17 protein-coding genes and 1 pseudogene are annotated in these 16,203 nt (G+C 68.8%); 8 read left to right on the forward strand and 10 right to left on the reverse strand.

Going from position 1 to position 16,203, the window contains the following annotated elements:
• Positions 1–19: 19 nt before the first annotated feature.
• The 3 genes from E3T37_RS08060 to E3T37_RS08070 are packed head-to-tail and all read right to left on the reverse strand — an operon-like array spanning position 20 to position 2,872.
• Positions 20–757, reverse strand: coding sequence for a glutamine amidotransferase (locus tag E3T37_RS08060; protein ID WP_134366285.1), 738 nt, complete (start codon positions 755–757; stop codon positions 20–22).
• A gap of 16 nt (positions 758–773) precedes the next feature.
• Positions 774–2,189 carry a HAMP domain-containing sensor histidine kinase gene (locus tag E3T37_RS08065; RefSeq protein ID WP_134366286.1) on the reverse strand — a complete coding sequence of 472 codons (1,416 nt, stop codon included), beginning with the start codon at positions 2,187–2,189 and terminating at the stop codon, positions 774–776.
• Positions 2,186–2,872: a response regulator transcription factor gene (locus E3T37_RS08070; protein ID WP_134366287.1), complete on the reverse strand. Its 687-nt coding sequence runs from the start codon at positions 2,870–2,872 to the stop codon at positions 2,186–2,188. Before E3T37_RS08070 ends, E3T37_RS08065 begins: the two co-directional genes overlap by 4 nt.
• 143 nt (positions 2,873–3,015) lie before the next feature.
• On the opposite strand from E3T37_RS08070, the gene E3T37_RS08075 reads away from it, so the two are divergent.
• Positions 3,016–3,762: a DUF2202 domain-containing protein gene (locus tag E3T37_RS08075; protein ID WP_134366288.1), complete on the forward strand. Its 747-nt coding sequence runs from the start codon at positions 3,016–3,018 to the stop codon at positions 3,760–3,762.
• 79 nt (positions 3,763–3,841) lie between these two features.
• Here the strand turns inward: E3T37_RS08075 and E3T37_RS08080 are convergent, their stop codons facing one another.
• The 3 genes from E3T37_RS08080 to E3T37_RS08090 form a co-directional block, all read right to left on the reverse strand.
• Positions 3,842–4,219: a rhodanese-like domain-containing protein gene (locus E3T37_RS08080; RefSeq protein ID WP_134366289.1), complete on the reverse strand. Its 378-nt coding sequence runs from the start codon at positions 4,217–4,219 to the stop codon at positions 3,842–3,844.
• 253 nt (positions 4,220–4,472) lie between these two features.
• Positions 4,473–5,024: a hypothetical protein gene (locus tag E3T37_RS08085; protein WP_134366290.1), complete on the reverse strand. Its 552-nt coding sequence runs from the start codon at positions 5,022–5,024 to the stop codon at positions 4,473–4,475.
• Positions 5,021–5,494: a hypothetical protein gene (locus tag E3T37_RS08090; RefSeq protein WP_134366291.1), complete on the reverse strand. Its 474-nt coding sequence runs from the start codon at positions 5,492–5,494 to the stop codon at positions 5,021–5,023. Before E3T37_RS08090 ends, E3T37_RS08085 begins: the two co-directional genes overlap by 4 nt.
• Before the next feature lie 220 nt (positions 5,495–5,714).
• Between E3T37_RS08090 and E3T37_RS08100 the strand changes: the two genes are divergently transcribed.
• The 6 genes from E3T37_RS08100 to E3T37_RS08120 are packed head-to-tail and all read left to right on the forward strand — an operon-like array spanning position 5,715 to position 9,173.
• Positions 5,715–6,659, forward strand: coding sequence for a 1-phosphofructokinase family hexose kinase (locus E3T37_RS08100; RefSeq protein WP_241976080.1), 945 nt, complete (start codon positions 5,715–5,717; stop codon positions 6,657–6,659).
• 51 nt (positions 6,660–6,710) lie between these two features.
• Positions 6,711–7,019, forward strand: coding sequence for a hypothetical protein (locus E3T37_RS08105; protein ID WP_134366293.1), 309 nt, complete (start codon positions 6,711–6,713; stop codon positions 7,017–7,019).
• On the forward strand, positions 7,016–7,459 hold the full coding sequence (locus E3T37_RS08110) for a DoxX family membrane protein (RefSeq protein WP_174235665.1): 444 nt from the start codon (positions 7,016–7,018) through the stop codon (positions 7,457–7,459). Before E3T37_RS08105 ends, E3T37_RS08110 begins: the two co-directional genes overlap by 4 nt.
• 52 nt (positions 7,460–7,511) lie before the next feature.
• Positions 7,512–7,859 carry a hypothetical protein gene (locus tag E3T37_RS17355; RefSeq protein ID WP_241976079.1) on the forward strand — a complete coding sequence of 116 codons (348 nt, stop codon included), beginning with the start codon at positions 7,512–7,514 and terminating at the stop codon, positions 7,857–7,859.
• Positions 7,856–8,956, forward strand: a complete 1,101-nt coding sequence (locus E3T37_RS08115) for a glycosyltransferase (RefSeq protein WP_241976078.1) — start codon at positions 7,856–7,858, stop codon at positions 8,954–8,956. The genes E3T37_RS17355 and E3T37_RS08115 overlap by 4 nt, the downstream gene beginning before the upstream one ends.
• Complete coding sequence (locus E3T37_RS08120) at positions 8,946–9,173, forward strand: hypothetical protein (RefSeq protein WP_134366294.1); 228 nt, start codon at positions 8,946–8,948, stop codon at positions 9,171–9,173. Before E3T37_RS08115 ends, E3T37_RS08120 begins: the two co-directional genes overlap by 11 nt.
• Here E3T37_RS08120 and E3T37_RS08125 read toward each other — a convergent pair.
• Entirely contained in the window at positions 9,170–9,751 is a 582-nt protein-coding gene (locus E3T37_RS08125) for a hypothetical protein (RefSeq protein ID WP_134366295.1), read from the reverse strand. The genes E3T37_RS08120 and E3T37_RS08125 overlap by 4 nt on opposite strands.
• A gap of 73 nt (positions 9,752–9,824) precedes the next feature.
• On the opposite strand from E3T37_RS08125, the pseudogene E3T37_RS08130 reads away from it, so the two are divergent.
• Positions 9,825–10,547, forward strand: a pseudogene (locus E3T37_RS08130) (SUMF1/EgtB/PvdO family nonheme iron enzyme).
• On the opposite strand, the gene E3T37_RS08135 reads toward E3T37_RS08130, so the two are convergent.
• From E3T37_RS08135 to E3T37_RS08145, 3 genes are read right to left on the reverse strand one after another with little or no spacing between them, the layout of a single operon-like run.
• Complete coding sequence (locus E3T37_RS08135) at positions 10,544–13,927, reverse strand: ATP-binding protein (RefSeq protein WP_166806083.1); 3,384 nt, start codon at positions 13,925–13,927, stop codon at positions 10,544–10,546. The pseudogene E3T37_RS08130 and the gene E3T37_RS08135 sit on opposite strands and share 4 nt — an antisense overlap.
• On the reverse strand, positions 13,924–14,655 hold the full coding sequence (locus tag E3T37_RS08140) for a DUF4194 domain-containing protein (protein ID WP_166787163.1): 732 nt from the start codon (positions 14,653–14,655) through the stop codon (positions 13,924–13,926). The genes E3T37_RS08135 and E3T37_RS08140 overlap by 4 nt, the downstream gene beginning before the upstream one ends.
• On the reverse strand, positions 14,645–16,150 hold the full coding sequence (locus E3T37_RS08145) for a DUF3375 domain-containing protein (protein ID WP_134366298.1): 1,506 nt from the start codon (positions 16,148–16,150) through the stop codon (positions 14,645–14,647). The genes E3T37_RS08140 and E3T37_RS08145 overlap by 11 nt, the downstream gene beginning before the upstream one ends.
• Positions 16,151–16,203 lie beyond the last annotated feature (53 nt).

Genomic DNA, 16,203 nt, shown 5'->3' on the forward strand with positions numbered 1-16,203 from the left:
GCCCGGCTGCAGGCGGAGATCAGTCCTCGGTGGCGAACCGTTCGACGAAGGCCTTCATCAGGGTGGCCGGCTCGGTGACGACGGATGCGTCGATCGCCGCGATGACCTCGTCCATCCCGTTGGGGTCAAAGTAGCCGAACTCGCGGTAGATGCGGATGCGGGTCAGGATGCCCGCATTGGTCAGTTCCGGATGGAACTGGGTGGCGTAGACGTTGCGTCCCACCCGGAAGGCCTGCACCGGGCAGTCCCGCCCGGTCGCGAGCAGCACGGCGCCGGCCGGCAGGACCGCGCACGCCTCCTTGTGGCCGACGAACGCCTCGAAGGTCGGGATCAGCCGGGCGAACAGTTGGTCGGTCGAACCCTCCTCGGTGAGGGATATCATGGTCGGCCCGGCCTCCTCCGCCCCCTCGCCGTTGAGCGTGCCCTCGAGGTGGCTCGTGAGCAGGCCGATGCCGTAGCAGGCGCCGAGGAACGGGAAGTCCTCGGCCAGGACCCGGTCGAGTAGCTCCCCGAGTTCGCCTTCGATCCGGCGCTGAAGCGCGCTCTTCGTCTCCGGCGGATCGCTCGCGTTGAACGGGCTGCCCCCGACGATGATGCCGGAGTAGTCCGACAGGACGATCGGCGGCATCGGGCCGGCTTCCAGGCGCACGCGCCGGAGCTGGTCAGGCGCCAGTCCCCCGGCCTCGAGAAAACCGGCGTACTCGTCGTCGGCAGCCTCATCTTCGGGACGCGTGGCCAGCAGCAGAAAGGGCTTCACAGCATCATCGTAGCGGTCACCGGCCCGGGCTCAGTGGCAGCCGGATCGTGATCGTGGCGCCCCGCCCCGGAGCGGACGTCGCCCCGATGGTGCCGCCGTGGCTGGTGACGATCTCGCGCACGAGGGCCAGCCCGATCCCGGAGCCCGCCACCTCTTCGGCGGCCCGCCCCCGCCAGAGCCGGTCGAAGATGAACGGCAGCTCATCCGCGGGGATTCCCGGGCCGCTGTCGGCGACCGTGAGCACCGCATGCCCACCGGATCCACTGGATCCACCGGCGCCTTCGACGGTGACCGCGAGGGTGACCTCGTCCCCCGGGCGGCAGTACCGGGCCGCGTTGGCCAGCAGGTTGCCGACCGCCTGGTGCACCCGGTCGGCGTCGGCTCGGACGGATACCGGCCCCGCCAGGTCGAGGATCACGCCCAGTCCCACCGCCCGCAACTGCGGCTCGCGCAGCGAAGCCTCCTCCCGCACCAACCGGGCGAGGTCGACCGGGGCCAGGTGCAGGGACAGGCCCGCCGTCTCGACCGCGGACAGCTCGGCGAGGTCGGCCACCACCCGGCCCAGCCGGAGGGACTGGTCATGCAGACCGGCCAGGCCCTCCGGGGTCGGCTGCACCAGACCGTCACGGAGTTCCTCCAGTCCGGCCTGCAGCGCTGCCAGCGGAGTGCGCAGCTCGTGGGCCACATCGGCCGTCAGATTGCGCCGGTCCCGGTCGGAGCGCACGACCGCGTCGGCCATCCCGTTGAACGCGACGGACAGCTCGCCCAGCTCCCCCGGCGCCGTCCCAGTCACGCGCGCCTGGCGGTCGCCGGCGGTGAACGACCGTGCGGCATCCGTCATTCCGCGGATCGGTCGCACGAGCCGGCGGGTGACCAGCCAGCTCGTACCGATGGCCATGACCAGTGCGACGCCGGCCGCCACGGCGATCCACGCCCAGGCCACGTCGAGCACCCGGGTGCCCGCGGAACCCCCGAAGGCCACCCGGATCGTGCCGACCCGGGTGCCGTCGACCACGATCGGCGCCGTGACGACGACCTGGCCCATGCCCGAACCTGACCCGGACCCGTTGCCCTGGCCGGGCCCGCCGGGGTTCCCGCCGGAGCCGTGTGTGGCGCTCTGCAGCGTCGCTCCGTCCTGATCGAGCACGGCCAGGCGGCCGGAGGCGGCCTCGCCGACGGCCAGTGCACGGCTCAGATCGGCCGTTTCCCAGCCGCCGGCCTGCTGATACGCGTCGGCGGCGGCGGCAGCGGCCGACTGCGCGACCTGTTGATGCTCGGCCGCCTGGGCGACCTGTTCGCCGCGGTCGACCCCGATCAGGGCGGCCGCGGTGAGAACGAGCACCGACGAGACGGCGACCAGGACGAAGGCGAGCAGAAGCCGGCGGCCGAGCGATCCCAGGCCTACACGCGGCCCGGATCCCACGGCGCTCACTGCGGATCCTGGGCGAACCCGAGGCGGTAGCCGACGCCGAGCACGGTCTCCACGACATCTGCCCCGTCGACCCCGAGTTTGCGCCGGAGGTTCTTGATATGCGAGTCGATCGTGCGCTCGTAGCCGGCGTACTCGTAGCCGCGAACCCTGTTCACCAGTTCATAGCGCGAGTAGACCCGGCCCGGGGCGGCAACCACGGCCGCGAGGAGACCCCACTCGGTGGGGGTCAGGTCGAGCAGGGTGTCATCCAACCAGGCCCGGTGTGAGCCCTCATCGATCCGCAGCCTCCGGTTGCCGTAGGTGACCGGGCCGGCCTCCGCGGTCACTCCGCTGTAGCGGTGAAGGACGGCCTGCACCCGCAACACCACCTCATGGGGGCTGAAGGGCTTCGTCACGTAATCGTCCGCGCCCAGCTCGAGCCCGCGGATGCGATCCTCGGTGGTGCTGCGTGCGGTCAGCACGATGACGGGCAGATTGCCCAGGGCATGCACCTCCCGGAGCACGTCGGTCCCGTCGATGTCCGGAAGACCGAGGTCCAGCACAACCAGGTCGGCCGTGGAGAGCAACCGCAGCGCCTCCGCCCCGGACGCGGTCGTGAGCACGGAGAATCCGGCCCGCTCCAGGTAGCGGCGCAGCACGTCTCGTATGTCGCGTTCGTCCTCAACGACCAGCACCGTGGGCATACCTCACCATAACTCCCGGCCGCCCCCGAGCGCCGGATGCCGGCCGGGATCTCCACACCGTCTCCACACGCCTGCCAGAGTCTCTGCACGCCCCTGCGGGAGATTGATCACAGCAACAACAAACTCAGTCAAAGGAGCACACCATGCGCAAGAGAATCATTGCCACCTATATCGCCACCGGCGCTGTGGCCACCGCCCTCATCGCCGCCGGGACCGTCCCCGCGATCGCCCAGAACAGTGATGCGCGAAACGGTGACGGGCAGGGGCCGGGAGCCGGATCGGGAACCAGCACCAGCCAGCCGCACGCCCACTCGGAGATGATGAAGAACGGCCAGGAGAACCACGTCGGAATGGGCGACGGCAACGGCGCCGGCACCGGCATGGGCGCCGGAAATGGCGCCGAGAAGGGCACCGGGAATCGCGGCGCCGGAATGGGCGCCGGCATCGCCGACGTGGCCAGCGGCACCATGACCGACGAGGAGAAGACCGCGATCGCGGCCATGGCCGAGGAGGAGAAGCTGGCGCACGACCTGTACGTCGCCTTCGCCGATCTGTACGACACCCCTGAATTCAGCAGGGTCGCGAAGGCGGAGGTCAAGCACCTGGACGCCGTCCGTACGCTCCTCGAGCGCTACGCCGTGACCGACCCGACCGACGGGATCGAGGCCGGCACGTTCACCACCGACAGCACCCAGAAGCTCTACGACACCCTGCTCGCCGATGGTTCGGCCAGCCAGGATGCCGCGCTCGAGGCCGCACGCACGGTCGAGAAGACCGACATCGCCGATCTCACGGCCGCGCAGGACGGCGTCACCGCCCCGGACGTGCTCGCTGTCTACGAGCACCTGCTCGCGGGTTCCGAGCGCCACCTCGTCGCCTTCGGCGGCTAGGTATCGCACGCGAAAAGCCGCACAGGGTGCCCACTTCGGTGGGCACCCTGTGCGGCTTGGTCGTGGTGCGGTGTCGCTGCTACGGCGTGGTCACGACCGCGAGGCCGGTCGACGAGGCCGCGGCGGAGATGCCGCCGCCGTCCGTGACCGAGGTGTAGCCCAGCTCGGCCAGGCGGGCCGCGGCTGCGGAGGAGCGGTTACCGGACTGGCAGTAGACGAGGTAGTCACCGTCGGTCGGGAGGGGGGCCATCCGGCTGTCGAAGTCAGGAGACTGGACGTCGATGTTGACCGCGCCCTCGAGGTGTCCGGCGGAGAACTCCCCCGGGGTGCGCACGTCGATCACGACGGCGTCGGCGGCCAGGGCCACGGGCGGAGCCGCAGGAGCGGCGGCGGAACAAGCGGTCAGGCCGAACAGGGCGACGGACGCCAGGGCCAGGGCTGCGAAAAAGGTTTTCATGACTCCACCTTATACCCCCGGGGGTATAAGATTCGCCCGGGTTGTCAACCCGCGCCGCACGCAGAAGAGACTGGCCGCCAGTGGTGGCGGTCAGTCTCTCGCGCGCTTTGCTGGCGCGGGGCAGGACTAGTTACAGGTGCAACGCTGCTCGGCGGGAACGCCGGCCATGACACTGTCGACGTGCTCACCGCAGCCGGTCCAGGTGATTTTATTGCAACGGTTGCAACGGATGGGACTGCACATGGTCACTCCTTCATTGATCTAGCGGAAACCCCAGTATACCCCCAGGGGTATCGCCTTCCGCAACTGCCGCGTTGAGGGTCTCCTTGATCGCGCCGTCGACGGCCAGCACGTCGGCCAGACGATCCGCCGACGACGCCAGCTGCCGGTACGCGTCCTCCTCGGCACTTCGCCGGCCGTTCACGTCCTCGTTGGAGAGGTTGAACCTGAAACTGTCCCCGCTCAGCAGGAACTGCCTCATCGCGGGTGCGCTCGCCGCATCCAGTTGGGTCAAACCGGCCAGCTCCTGAGCGGTGACCACGGTCTCGTCCCCCAGCGTGGCAGCGAAACCCGCCTTGGTACTGGCTTCGGCGTAGCGTCCCAGGGCTTGACTGCGCTGCACACTGGAGTTGACGAACGGCACGGAGGCCACGCCCAGGACGAGGCCGATCACCAGCACGCCCAGCCCCACCCAGAAGGCCGGTCCCCGGGTGGGCGGAAGCGGCACGGTGACGTACTCGGCCGGCCCCGGGGCATCCGGGCTGCCGCTGTTCCAGGCACCGTTCGGCCAGGCACCGTCACTCATGGCACCGCACCGTGGAGCGCATCGACGGCCGCAGCCAGTTGCTCCTGCCAGTCGTGCAGGTCGGCGACCGATCCCCGGTACCGGTCGATCAGCGGCGGCAGCTCGCTCTGCACGATGTCGACCGCGCCGGAGGAGTTGTACTGGTCGATGCCGCGATTGAAGCCTTCCACCAGCTCGTTGCGCGCGGACATGTGTTCCTCGGCCGCACGCACAGCCGCCGCCATCGCGGCGGCGACGCCGTCGGTCCGGGCGCTCAGTTCGGCCGCCACCACGCCCGACCCGCTCAGGTCGCCGCGCAACTCCTGGAGCTCGGTCGAGAACACGGCCCTCGTGACGCTGTCGATGTGGTTGGCGGTGGCGAAGCCCGCGCCAGCGACGGCCAGGGCCAGGGCAGCCAGAACCCATACGGTCACGGTCGCCGCACGACCGCTGGAAGGCCGTGTGACCGTGCTGCCCTTCGTTCCGGCCATGACCACTCCACCTCCTCAGCGCGCCTCCCGTGACTGTAGGCCCGCCGATATCCGGGTGCTAGTGCTGCGCCGGCGAGATATTGACGAGCCAGCTCACCCCGAATTTGTCCGTGCACATGCCGAAGCTGTCACCCCAGGGAGCCGGATAGCGCGGCATGGTGATCGCGCGGAATCTTACGCTGGCTTCATGGAAGCCTCAAGGAAGACACAGACAACCGGGATGTCGACGCGACCGATTCTGACCCTCACCGTGAACCCGGCCCTCGACGTGAGCACCTCGACCGAGCGGGTGGTCAGCGAACACAAGCTGCGCTGCGGCGCTTCGCGCCTGGACCCGGGCGGCGGAGGGATGAACGTCGCCCGGGTGGTGCAACGGCTGGGCGGTCAGGCCCTGGCTGTGTACACCGCGGGCGGACCCACCGGGGAAGCGTATCGCCGCCTGATCGAGGCCGAGCACATTCCGACCCTGGTCGTGCCGATCTCCGGCAGCACCCGGGAAGACTTCACCGTCGATGAGACCACCACGGGCAAGCAGTTCCGTTTCGTGCTGGAGGGCCCCGAACTCGGCGAAGCCGAGTGGCGCGCCTGTCTGGCACTCGTCGAGGCGGCGATTCCGGTGAACGGTTTCGTGGTCGCCAGCGGCAGCCTGCCTCCCGGCGTGCCGGACGATTTCTACGCCCGGGTTGCCCGCCTGGCGCACCAGCGGGATGCCCGGTGCATCGTGGATGCGTCCGGGGACGCTCTCGCCGAAGCCCTCGCCGAAGGGGTGTACCTGGTCAAGCCGAGCCGGCGGGAGCTGGGCGAGTATGCCGGTGCCACGCTCGAGAGCGAGGAGAGCCAGGTCGACGTGGCCTCCACCTTGGTCGGCCGAGGGGCCGCGGAACTCGTGGCCCTGACACTCGGCGGGGCAGGGGCCGTGCTGGCATCGGCCGCGGGCGTCATGCGGTTGCCGGTGCCCCGCGTGCAGGTGCAGAGCACGGTCGGCGCGGGCGACAGCTTCCTGGGCGCCTTCGTGCTGCGCATCGCGCAGGGCCACCCGGTCGAGGCAGCCTTCCGGGCCGGCGTCGCGGCCGGCAGCGCGACGGCGATGACGCCGGCCACGGAGCTATGCCGCCGAGCGGACGTGGAACGGCTGGAAGCCGAACTCGAAGGGCTCATGGCGTAGGACAGCACTGCGCAGGACAACACGGATGACGCAGGAAGTACAGTTGCGAGCATGAAGCTCACCGCCATCGACCCGCCCGGTCGCAGCTTTTCCCGTTGGCTCACAGACGAGGAGGTCGGTCAGGTCCTCGCCCACGACCGTGGCTGGCGGCTCGCTCCCGACGGAAGCGTGATGGCCGGCACGCTCCGTAAGACCCGTATCGCCCCCTCCCTCACCGTTCTGGGTGCAGCCGCGATCCGACATCGCTGGACCAGCCGGGCCGCCGCACCGGGCAGCGACGGCAGCGGTCCGACCCACATCATGTGGGGCGTGTTCAACGCCCGCACCGACGCGGATATCGCGGCCGCGGTCGGCGCGTGAGCGCCCGGCCCGCAGCCGCCGTGACGGCCCCGGCTTCCCTCCCCCGCACGACCGCCCGGCTCATCCTCGGCGCGTTCCTCCTGCTCGCCGGGATCAGCCACCTGACCTGGAACAGAACGGCGTTCCTGGCCCAGGTACCCCAGTGGGTTCCCACGGATGGGGACTTCGTCGTGGTCGCGTCCGGGATCGTCGAGATCGTTCTCGGCATCGCGCTGCTGACGCTGGCCAGGCGACGGGCGCAGGTCGGTTGGATCGTGGCCGCGTTCTTCGTGGCGATCTTCCCCGGCAACATCTCCCAGTTCGTGACCGGCACGGATTCCTTCGGTCTGGATTCCGACCTCGGCCGCGGCATCCGGCTGGCGTTCCAGCCGCTGCTGGTGCTCTGGGCCCTGTGGTGCACCGGCGCCTGGCGCGCCTGGCGGGCGAGCCGACGGGGCTGAGGCCGTTGCCCCGAGGAATCTGACCCAAGGAATCCTCCGATAGGGTGGCCATATGGGGGCCAATCTGTTCAGCCGCGTCGTCGGTCTTGCCGTTGCCGTGATCGCCGGCGGCGCCGCGCTCCTGCTCTGGTTCGCGGTCGCTTCGACCGATCCGTCGGAAGGCCCGCCCCCGACCACCCATTCCCTCCGCGGGATCTGGGGCCTGTTCTACGACCTGGAGGCGCCGACCGGTCGCGTCCTGACCGCCGCCATTGCCCTGGCGCTCCTGTTCGCGGCGGGAATCGGCCTGCTGGAGCGGCTGACGGCGAGAAAGTCACATCGCTCAACGAATCGTCGGATCACTCCGCTCGCACCCAAACTCCTCATGGCGTCGACCCGGGGCAGTTCGCCGGCCCGGTGACCGTGACGGTACTCATCCCCGCGCACAATGAAGAAGCGTTGTTGCCGGCGACGCTCTCCGCACTTCTCGCTCAGTCGCACCAGCCCGATCGGGTGATCGTCGTTGCCGACAATTGCACCGATTCGACGGTCGCCATCGCCCGGGCTCACGAGGTCGAGGTTTTCGAATCGGTGGGAAACACCGAGAAGAAGGCCGGCGCGCTGAACCAGATCCTGAAACAGCTGCTTCCCCTGCAACGCGACAACGACGTCATCATGGTGCTGGACGCCGACACCAGGCTCGATGACGGATTTCTGGCCGCCGCGGTCGACCGCCTCACCGATGACCGAGCCCTCATGGCCATCGGGGGCCTCTTCTACGGGGAAGAGGGTTTCGGGCTGCTCGGCCAGCTCCAGCGCAACGAATACATTCGCTACTCACGCCAGATCCGGCATCGACGCGGCCACGTCTTCGTGCTCACCGGCACCGCGTCCCTGTTCCGCCCGGCCGCGCTGCGGGCGGTGGCGGAGAATCGGAGCGTCACGATCCCTGGAAAACTGGAGGACGTCTACGACACGGCCGCGCTCACGGAGGACAACGAGCTCACGATCGCACTCAGATCACTCGGCGCGCTGATCATTTCTCCCGCCCGGTGCACGGTCGTCACCGAACTGATGCCCGACTTGCGCACCCTGTGGGCGCAACGACTGCGGTGGCAGCGCGGGGCCCTGGAAAACCTCGGGGCCAACACCTTGACGCCGCCCACGTTCCGCTACTGGGCCCAACAGTTGGGCATCGGCTACAGCGTCATCGCGCTGTCCTCGTTCATGTTCCTCCTGCTGCTGACGGCGCTGTCCGTGGACGCGATGGTGGTGTTCCCCTTCTGGCTGGGGGTGGGCTCGCTCTTCATCGTTGAACGCGTCGTTTCCGTGTGGCGGGAAGGGTGGCGGGGGCGCCTCCTGGCCGCAACCCTGTTCCCGGAACTCCTCTTTGATATGTTCCTCGATGCCGTGTACGTCAAGGGCATCCTCGACATCACGTTCGGCCGTCAGGCACGCTGGGGAAACGGCGACGGTCTCACTGCGACGACACCGGGAAGAAGATCTCATGCACGCTGACCTCAGGGCTCCGACCGGGATTCTCCTGCCCGAGACCTTCCTGCAGACCGACTTCTTCGCCGTCCTGGCCACGTCTGTGGCGATCAATACCGTGATGTATGCGGTGCTGGCCGTCGCGAAGATCCTGCCCAGGATCTACCTCATCGATTGGCTGCCGAGCCACAATCGCCGATCCGAGACGCGCAGCATCTACCCGGACGCGCACGAACGACGCTAGTAGTCGCTCTCGGCGGCGCCGGTCGCCACGCCGTGGTTCAGCGCCAGCACCGCGAGGTCGATCTGCACGAACATCTCGGTGCGTTCGGCGCGCTCCCGTTCGTAGTCGGGATCCCGCGAGTCGATGGCGAGCCGGATCAGGCGGGCAGAGAGGGCGGCGCTGATCTCGTCGCTGGCCACATGCTGGGCGCGTTCGACGATGCGGGCGACCTGCTCGTCGTCCTCGGCCACGTGCATCAGGGCGAGGGCGAGCTTCTTGTGCACGCGCCGCCGGAGGGCCAGCTGGCTGATGTCGTGTCGCTGGTCGGCGGTGATGTCGGCCGACCACCGGGCCTTGGTGAGTGTCTTCCGGAGATGGCCGACGCGCAGCCCGTATTCCTCGTTCTGATGAGCGACCAGGGTCAGCTCTTTGCGGGCGGCGGCCGCGTAGACCGCCGGGTCGTAGTCGAGGTTGTCGCGGAGCGCGCCGACGATGATGTCGTTCTTCACGGCCATGCCCACGGCGGAAAGCGCGATCAGCAGGCCTTCTTCGACGATTCGCTTGATGGGAGGCAGGGCGGCACTCACTTTCTGGTGCATGACTCCCCAAAATTCTAGTCGTGCGATACTGGCCGCGAAAACGCGGCAGCGCCCGAATGCAGATGGAGACGTGATGACCACCACCCCGCTCAGACACCCGATCGGCCAGGTATCCGTTCCCGGCCAGGTCTTCCTGATGGGCGACTCGAGCGGCGTCGGCAACCCCGGGGACGGGGAGTGGCCGGTGCACCCCGTCCGGGTCGACGGTTTCGAGCTGGACGCCACCTCCGTGACCGACTCGGCCTTCGCGGCCTTCGTCGCCGACACCGGCTTCCGCACCGAGTCGGAGGTGTTCGGCTACTCGGCCGTCTTCCACCTCGCCCTCGCGGCGGAGCTGGAGGATATCCTGGGCCGGGCGCGGCTGCCGACCGAGGCCGAATGGGAGTGCGCCTCCCGCGGCGGCCTCGAGGGGCGCCTGTACCCCTGGGGCGACGAGTAAGGCGACCGGTACCGGTGCAACACCTGGCAGGGCGAGTTCCCCGCGGTCAACACCCGAGCGGACGGCTGGCTGACCACCGCGCCGGTGCGGGAATTCGAGCCGAACCCGTACGACGTCTGGCAGAGCGTCGGAAACGTGTGGGAGTGGTGCTCCGACTGGTGGGACGCCAACTTCTACGCGCACTCCCCCGGCAAGAACCCGACCGGCCCAGCCGCCGGCCGCCAACGCATCATGCGCGGCGGCTCCTTCCTGTGCCACGACTCCTACTGCAACCGTTATCGCAACTCCGCCCGGGCCTCCAACACCCCCGACTCGGCCGCCGCGAACATCGGGTTTCGCACGGTGAGCCTGGCTTAGGCCACCGGCGAGGACAGCACCGGCGAAGACAGCGGGGTGACGTACGAATATCCCGTGCTGTTGTTCTTGGTCATCGACAGCACCAGCTCCATGTGCGGCTCGAGGGCGGTGACCTTGTCGAGCGGGGAACCGATGATGAGCTGGAAGCCCAGCCCCTTCCAGGCGGCCACGGCCCGGCCCGCGAACTCCGAGTCCGATTTGACGAACCCCTCGTCGAGGAAGACCGGAGCGAAACGCGGCCGGGTGCGGCTCTCGTCGCCCAGCTGGAACCGCAGCGCCGCCCCGACGACGAAGGCCACGAGCTCCTGGGATTCCCCGCCGCTCTTGCCGCCGAGGGACGAGTAGGTGCTGACTTCGGTGCCGTCGGGCGTGATCCGGACCGCGGTGATCTCCACGTGCTTGCGCACATCGAGCAGTAGGTCGCGCTGGGCGGCGGCCCTGGAACCCGCATCGGACCGGCGGATCAGGTGCATGAAGGCCTGCAGCCGCTTGAAGCGGCTCTCGGTCTGATCGTCGGTGAACTCTTCCGTCGCGCCGGAGGAGAGGACCTTGAGCTCCTTCCGGAACGCGGTCGCGTCATCTCGGTGCAGGCGGCGCAGGGCGATCTTCAGCCGGTCGCGCCCGGCGCCGAAGGGCAGCGTCGTGAGGATCTCGTTGATCGGACGGAGCCGGTCCTCGATCTCCTCGATGGAGGTGTTGAACGCCCCCGCCAGCGGAACGAGGTCCTGGCCGCTCCACAGGGACAGGCGCCGCTTCCACTCCTGGCGCCGCTCGTGCAGGCCCAGCGTGTAGACGGCGTCGAGGATGTCGCGGTAGCTCGTGTACGAGTCCAGCGAGACGCCGATGTTCGGGTCCGGCCAACGACTCTGGAAGGTCTCGAAGATGCCGACCAGGGTGGTGCGGGCGCTCGTGGCGCTGTCGCGATCCTGGCTGGACTGTTCGGTCAGCCGGTCGCGGAGACGCCGGACGCCGCCGTCGAATGCGGCGAGGTCGCTCCGGTCACCGACCATGGCGAACTGGGCGTCGAGGTGGGCGGCATGCTCCTCCGACAGGGACACGGACTGCTCACGTTCGATCCGGTCCAGCCGGTTGCTGACCGCGTCCTGCCGGTCCACGAGGCGCCCCTGTTCGGCCACGAGGCCCTGGCCGTCACGGTCGGCGGCGTGCTTATCCTTCTGGGCGCTCTCCAGCTCGACCGACAGCCTCTGCTCCTCGTCTTTGAGGGCACGCAGAACGTCGCTGTCGGCCAGGACGCGTTCACGTTCGGCCTCCTTGTCCTGGATGCGGGCCTCCGCGCCCGGCACGTCGATGGCCGGCCACACGCTGTCGATGATGTACTGGTGGGCGCCCTTCCTGCCGCGCAGGTCCGCGATGCGGTTGGCCACAACGGATGCCTCGCGCGCAAGGGAATCGGCGTTCGCGCTCAGCCGCAGCAGATCCTCGTCGATGTCGTGCAGGCGAGCCCGGCTGGAGAAGCCGATGATGGACTTCTGGTCGCTGTTCCAGCCGTGGGCGCCCCGCTTGCCGTTGCGGGTTTGCCCGCTCGGGGTGACCCGGGGGCCGTCGCCGAACAGGCCGGCCGGGGTCTCGACACACAGCGCGTCGAGGTTCTCGGACTGCACCCGGTCCTGCACCCAGCCGCTGAACGGCGAGTCCTTGAACACGAGCTTGCCGGAGACGTAACGGTCGTCGCCGGCGATGTCCTGGTGCGGCCGGAGCGCCACCCCTTCGAAGTGGATCCGCACCGGGATGCTCAGCGGGTCGATGGCCCGACTCAGGGAGGCCAGGCGAGTCTCGTCAACGAGCATGACGCGCACGACGGAGGACAGGGTCACCTCGGCGGCCTGGCGCCACTCGTCCTCGCCGGGGGCGATGTCGACGAGTTCGGCCACGAACGGCAGGTCTTCGACCGGGATCCCCGCGGCCTCCGCGATCATCAGGCGGGCGTTGTGCAGATGCTGGGGAACCAGGCTCGCCCGCCCGCTCAGGAATCCGTGTTCCTGCTTCAGGGTGCGGATCTGGCTTTCCACCGGGTAGGCCTCCCGCTGGAGCAGCACCCGTTTGGCCTCGAGGCTCGCCTCGGTCGTGGCGAACTGGGCGAGGAAGAGGTCGGCGATGCCCTGGGCTTCGACGAATTCGTCGTGCGAGGGAATGGCCACGTTCAGGAGCCGGATGCGCTCGTCGAACTTCGCCCGGTCGCCGGCCACGTCGTCGCGTTTGTCGGACAGCCGGGCGAGGTCGTTCTGCAGGCGCAGCAGCACGTCGCCGCCGTTGGCTCGCTGCTGGTCCTGGATCTTGGCGACCCGGCCCTTCAACTCGGTCTCGGCATCCCGTGCCCGGGTCGCCTGCTCCTGGTTGTCGCGGCGCTCCGCCCGGTTGGCGTCGGCGGCGGCTTCGAGCAGGACCTGCTCGGTCTGGAGCTGCCAGAGCACGAAGGGCGTGTCCCCGGAGCGGTGCACCCCGAAGACGTCGATCAGGTCGGCCTGGCCGTTCGCCGTCTCGTAGTCGCTGTGCAGGTCGGGCAGCCGCTCCAGCACCCTGGCCTTCTGCGCCTCCGTGACCATGGCCCCGTAGGACCGTTCCAGGTCTTCGAAGTGGTCGACGGCCTTTTCGGCTGCGGCGAAGGTGGCCGGTTCTTCCAGGACCATGGACTTGTAGAGCCCGTCGACCGTTTTGACCTGCTGCCCGGCCTGGATGCGCGCAAGCAGGCGGAGGGCCTTGCCGCCCTCGCCGTTGGCGCCGATGCCCAGCCGGGTGTAGAGGGTCTGGGCGAACGCCGCATAGGTGTCGAAGACATCCATCTCCGGGAACCGGGTCTTCAGCGCCCGCTTGTCGAACCGCGACTCGGTCACGCCGGCCAGGTCGCGCAGGTCGAGATAGCCGTCCGTGGTGGCCATCTTCATCGTGATATCGGCGAATCTGCTCGCTCCGCGGGGAACGAAATAGGCCCGCAGCACGGTGAAACGGCGGTGGTTGTCGTCGATGAACGTCATCGACACGGCCCCCCAGGTGGACTCGTTGGCGCCGCGAAGCACCTGGTCCTGCATCTCCCCCGTGCCCGCCTCCCGGTTGGAGTCGGTCTTGCCCTTCAGGTAGGTCATCAGGTTGCGCTGGTCGACGCTGCGGGCGCGCCCGGAGCCGGCGTCGTTCGAGGCGCCGTTGAAGGGGGTGTCGGAGGGCATCATCAGTGCCAGATACGCGTCGAGCAGGCTGCTCTTGCCGGTGCCGGACGCGCCGGAGACGAGCGTGGCGGTGGGGGCGAAGGTGATCTCGTGGTGGCCCTGGAATCCGCCCCAGTTGACCATCTGGAACGAGTCGGCGCGCCACTGGGTGGTGCCCTCGGTGAGGCCGTCGGCGTAGAACAGCGGGGAATCGGTCATGAGGTGGCCTCCACCCGGGCGTCGGTCAGGATCTCGGGCAGGGTCTCGGTCAGGTCGGTGGAGTCGGCCGACGGATCGAATTCGGCGTCCAGGGCGTTCTGCGCCACCAGCCATTCGAGCAATTCGTTCAGCCGCTCCACCGGCAGCAGCACCTCGATCACGGCCGAGATGCGGAACCGGTCAGGGTCGCTGGTCTTCAGCAGCACCCGAGCCTTCGCGAGGCTGTCCACCGCGGCCGCGGCCTTGCGGGCGTCGCCCGAGCGGTCGGTGGCGTGCTCGGGGCGGAAATGGGCGACATTCTCGACCAGGTTGTCCCGATCCACGATCACGATCTCGTGGCCGTTGGCGCGCTCGCTGCGGAACCGCTGGCGCAGCAGCACCAGCAGGATCGTTTCCTCCCGCGTGTACGACACGTCGTGCAGGAGGGTCGGGAAACGGTCGCCGCCCTCGGACACGGCCTGCCGTTTGAAGGCCACCTCGTAGTGCAGGTCCACGTGCAGGTCGAGGAAGACGTCGTTCAGACGCGACTTGAGCAGCTTCCGAGACGCCAGCAGCGTCTGCCATTCCGCCGGCTGCAGGGCCGCGGAGATGTAGCGGTGCTTCATCAGCAGCACCAGCGTGCGGCGCTGCTCGACGGTGAGCCCACCCTCGTCGCCCTCGAACAGCGAGAAGCTGCGCGCCTCCTCCTCCGGGGCAAGGTCAGTGTCGTCGGTCAGCTCAGTCGTCATTGTCAGATCCATAGTTCAGGGCGGACAGCGCCGCGGTTTCGTCCTCGTTCAAAATGATGCGCGGCACGTCGAAGCTGCGGCTGGAGCCGTCGGGCCGCACCGTCTCGAACCGTTCGAGGGTCACGGCGCGGCTGACCGCGTCGATCTGGGTGGCGATCTGCAGCATCCCCAGGATTTCGACCGGGCGACGCAGGTTCGGGTCCAGGTCGTTGAAAGCGTCGCCGACGGATGCCGCGTCCCCGGTGCTGAAGGCCGTCACGATGGCGTCGCGCAGCTCCCCCAGCAGCGGGCCGCCCTGCTTGCGCATGTCGTCCAGGCTCGGCGGCGGCGGGGCATCCTCGGAGACGTCGACCAGGGCCGGCGGCGGCAGGTGCGCGCCGGGGTCGTAGAACCGTTCCCTGAGGTGCTCGACGTCGAGCGTGCCCGGCATGAGTTCGGCGGTCACCGTGGACCGGGGCCCGGCGGACTGCATCCAGGTGGCGAGCTCCTTGTTGATCTCCCGCAGCAGGCGTTCCAGTTCGCGGTCCTTGACCACGTCGTGGTTGACGATGTGTTCCCGCAGGGTGGTCGTCAGCCCGTTGCGCTGGGTCAGGACGTCATCGATCCCCTTGCGGATCAGTCGCACGGTTCCCATGAAGCCGATCCGGTCGTTCTTCGTGAGCGAGAGGGCGAAGGGGTGCAGCAGGATCGTCTCGAGGTCGGTCTTCAGTTCCAGGAGCAGCTCATCGTTGCGCAGCAGGGTGAAGGCCCCCTCGAAGGCGCGACCCTCCGGGGTCGAGGACATCAGGGCATCCGTCTTGGACAGGTACTCGTCGAGCACCTCGCTGATCGGGCGCTCCTCGCCGCGGAAGTCGTTCACGATCTGCCGGTGCATGGCGGCGACCGACTCCTCAACCCGCTTGAAGTCGCTGGGCAGCTGGTTGATCAGGTCGATCAGGTTCGCGTACCCCTCGAACATCTGCTCGTTCGACACGGCCGCGATCTCCCCGCCGGCGGCGAGGCGGTCCCGTTCGCTCGTCCTCTCGGCGATCTCCTGGTCGAGCCGGCGGATGCGTTCGTCCCGGTCGGGGTTGGCCTGCGTGGCGCGGTGGCGCACGGTGTCGACGATCGTGGTCAGGCGGGACTCGCTGATCAGGGCTCGATCCCGCGACAGGCTGTCGACCAGGAGCAGCGCTTCGAGCGCGTGCGAGGTGAGGGAGTAGTGTTCCTCGTCGCCCTCGCCGGTCTCACGGTAGAGCCACTGGTCGTTCATCCACTGCACGCAGAGGGCACGGCCGTTTCGGCCGGGGACGTCGCTGCCGACCGAGCGCAGGTCGGCCAGGTAGGCGTCGACCTGGGTGTGCAGCAGGTCGGCCTGCACGCTGCGCCGGTCCCGGCTGAAGGAGGATTTGAAGACGGCAAGCACGAACGGCGCCCACTTGCGGTCCAGCAGGCGCAGGGTGGGTTTGTCGAATGCTTCGCGCACCCGCGCCAGTTCGCCCGCGATTTCGCTCATGGTGGAGGTTCCTTTCTCGGGCCTCCTCAACCGTAGTCGCACCGGCCCGCCGG

The sequence above is a fragment of the Cryobacterium sp. TMT2-10 genome (assembly GCF_004403075.1).
In the GTDB taxonomy this organism is placed as follows: domain Bacteria; phylum Actinomycetota; class Actinomycetes; order Actinomycetales; family Microbacteriaceae; genus Cryobacterium; species Cryobacterium shii.

Bases quoted from the DNA above. Each gene is read 5' to 3' on its own strand.
- E3T37_RS08140 (WP_166787163.1), bottom strand. From the start codon at position 14,655: ATGACGACTGAGCTGACCGACGACACTGACCTTGCCCCGGAGGAGGAG.
- E3T37_RS08145 (WP_134366298.1), bottom strand. From the start codon at position 16,150: ATGAGCGAAATCGCGGGCGAACTGGCGCGGGTGCGCGAAGCATTCGAC.
- E3T37_RS08125 (WP_134366295.1), bottom strand. From the start codon at position 9,751: ATGCACCAGAAAGTGAGTGCCGCCCTGCCTCCCATCAAGCGAATCGTC.
- E3T37_RS08105 (WP_134366293.1), top strand. From the start codon at position 6,711: ATGAAGCTCACCGCCATCGACCCGCCCGGTCGCAGCTTTTCCCGTTGG.
- E3T37_RS08075 (WP_134366288.1), top strand. From the start codon at position 3,016: ATGCGCAAGAGAATCATTGCCACCTATATCGCCACCGGCGCTGTGGCC.
- E3T37_RS08100 (WP_241976080.1), top strand. From the start codon at position 5,715: ATGTCGACGCGACCGATTCTGACCCTCACCGTGAACCCGGCCCTCGAC.
- E3T37_RS08135 (WP_166806083.1), bottom strand. From the start codon at position 13,927: ATGACCGATTCCCCGCTGTTCTACGCCGACGGCCTCACCGAGGGCACC.
- E3T37_RS08080 (WP_134366289.1), bottom strand. From the start codon at position 4,219: ATGAAAACCTTTTTCGCAGCCCTGGCCCTGGCGTCCGTCGCCCTGTTC.
- E3T37_RS08090 (WP_134366291.1), bottom strand. From the start codon at position 5,494: ATGGCCGGAACGAAGGGCAGCACGGTCACACGGCCTTCCAGCGGTCGT.
- E3T37_RS17355 (WP_241976079.1), top strand. From the start codon at position 7,512: ATGGGGGCCAATCTGTTCAGCCGCGTCGTCGGTCTTGCCGTTGCCGTG.
- E3T37_RS08070 (WP_134366287.1), bottom strand. From the start codon at position 2,872: ATGCCCACGGTGCTGGTCGTTGAGGACGAACGCGACATACGAGACGTG.
- E3T37_RS08085 (WP_134366290.1), bottom strand. From the start codon at position 5,024: ATGAGTGACGGTGCCTGGCCGAACGGTGCCTGGAACAGCGGCAGCCCG.
- E3T37_RS08120 (WP_134366294.1), top strand. From the start codon at position 8,946: ATGCACGCTGACCTCAGGGCTCCGACCGGGATTCTCCTGCCCGAGACC.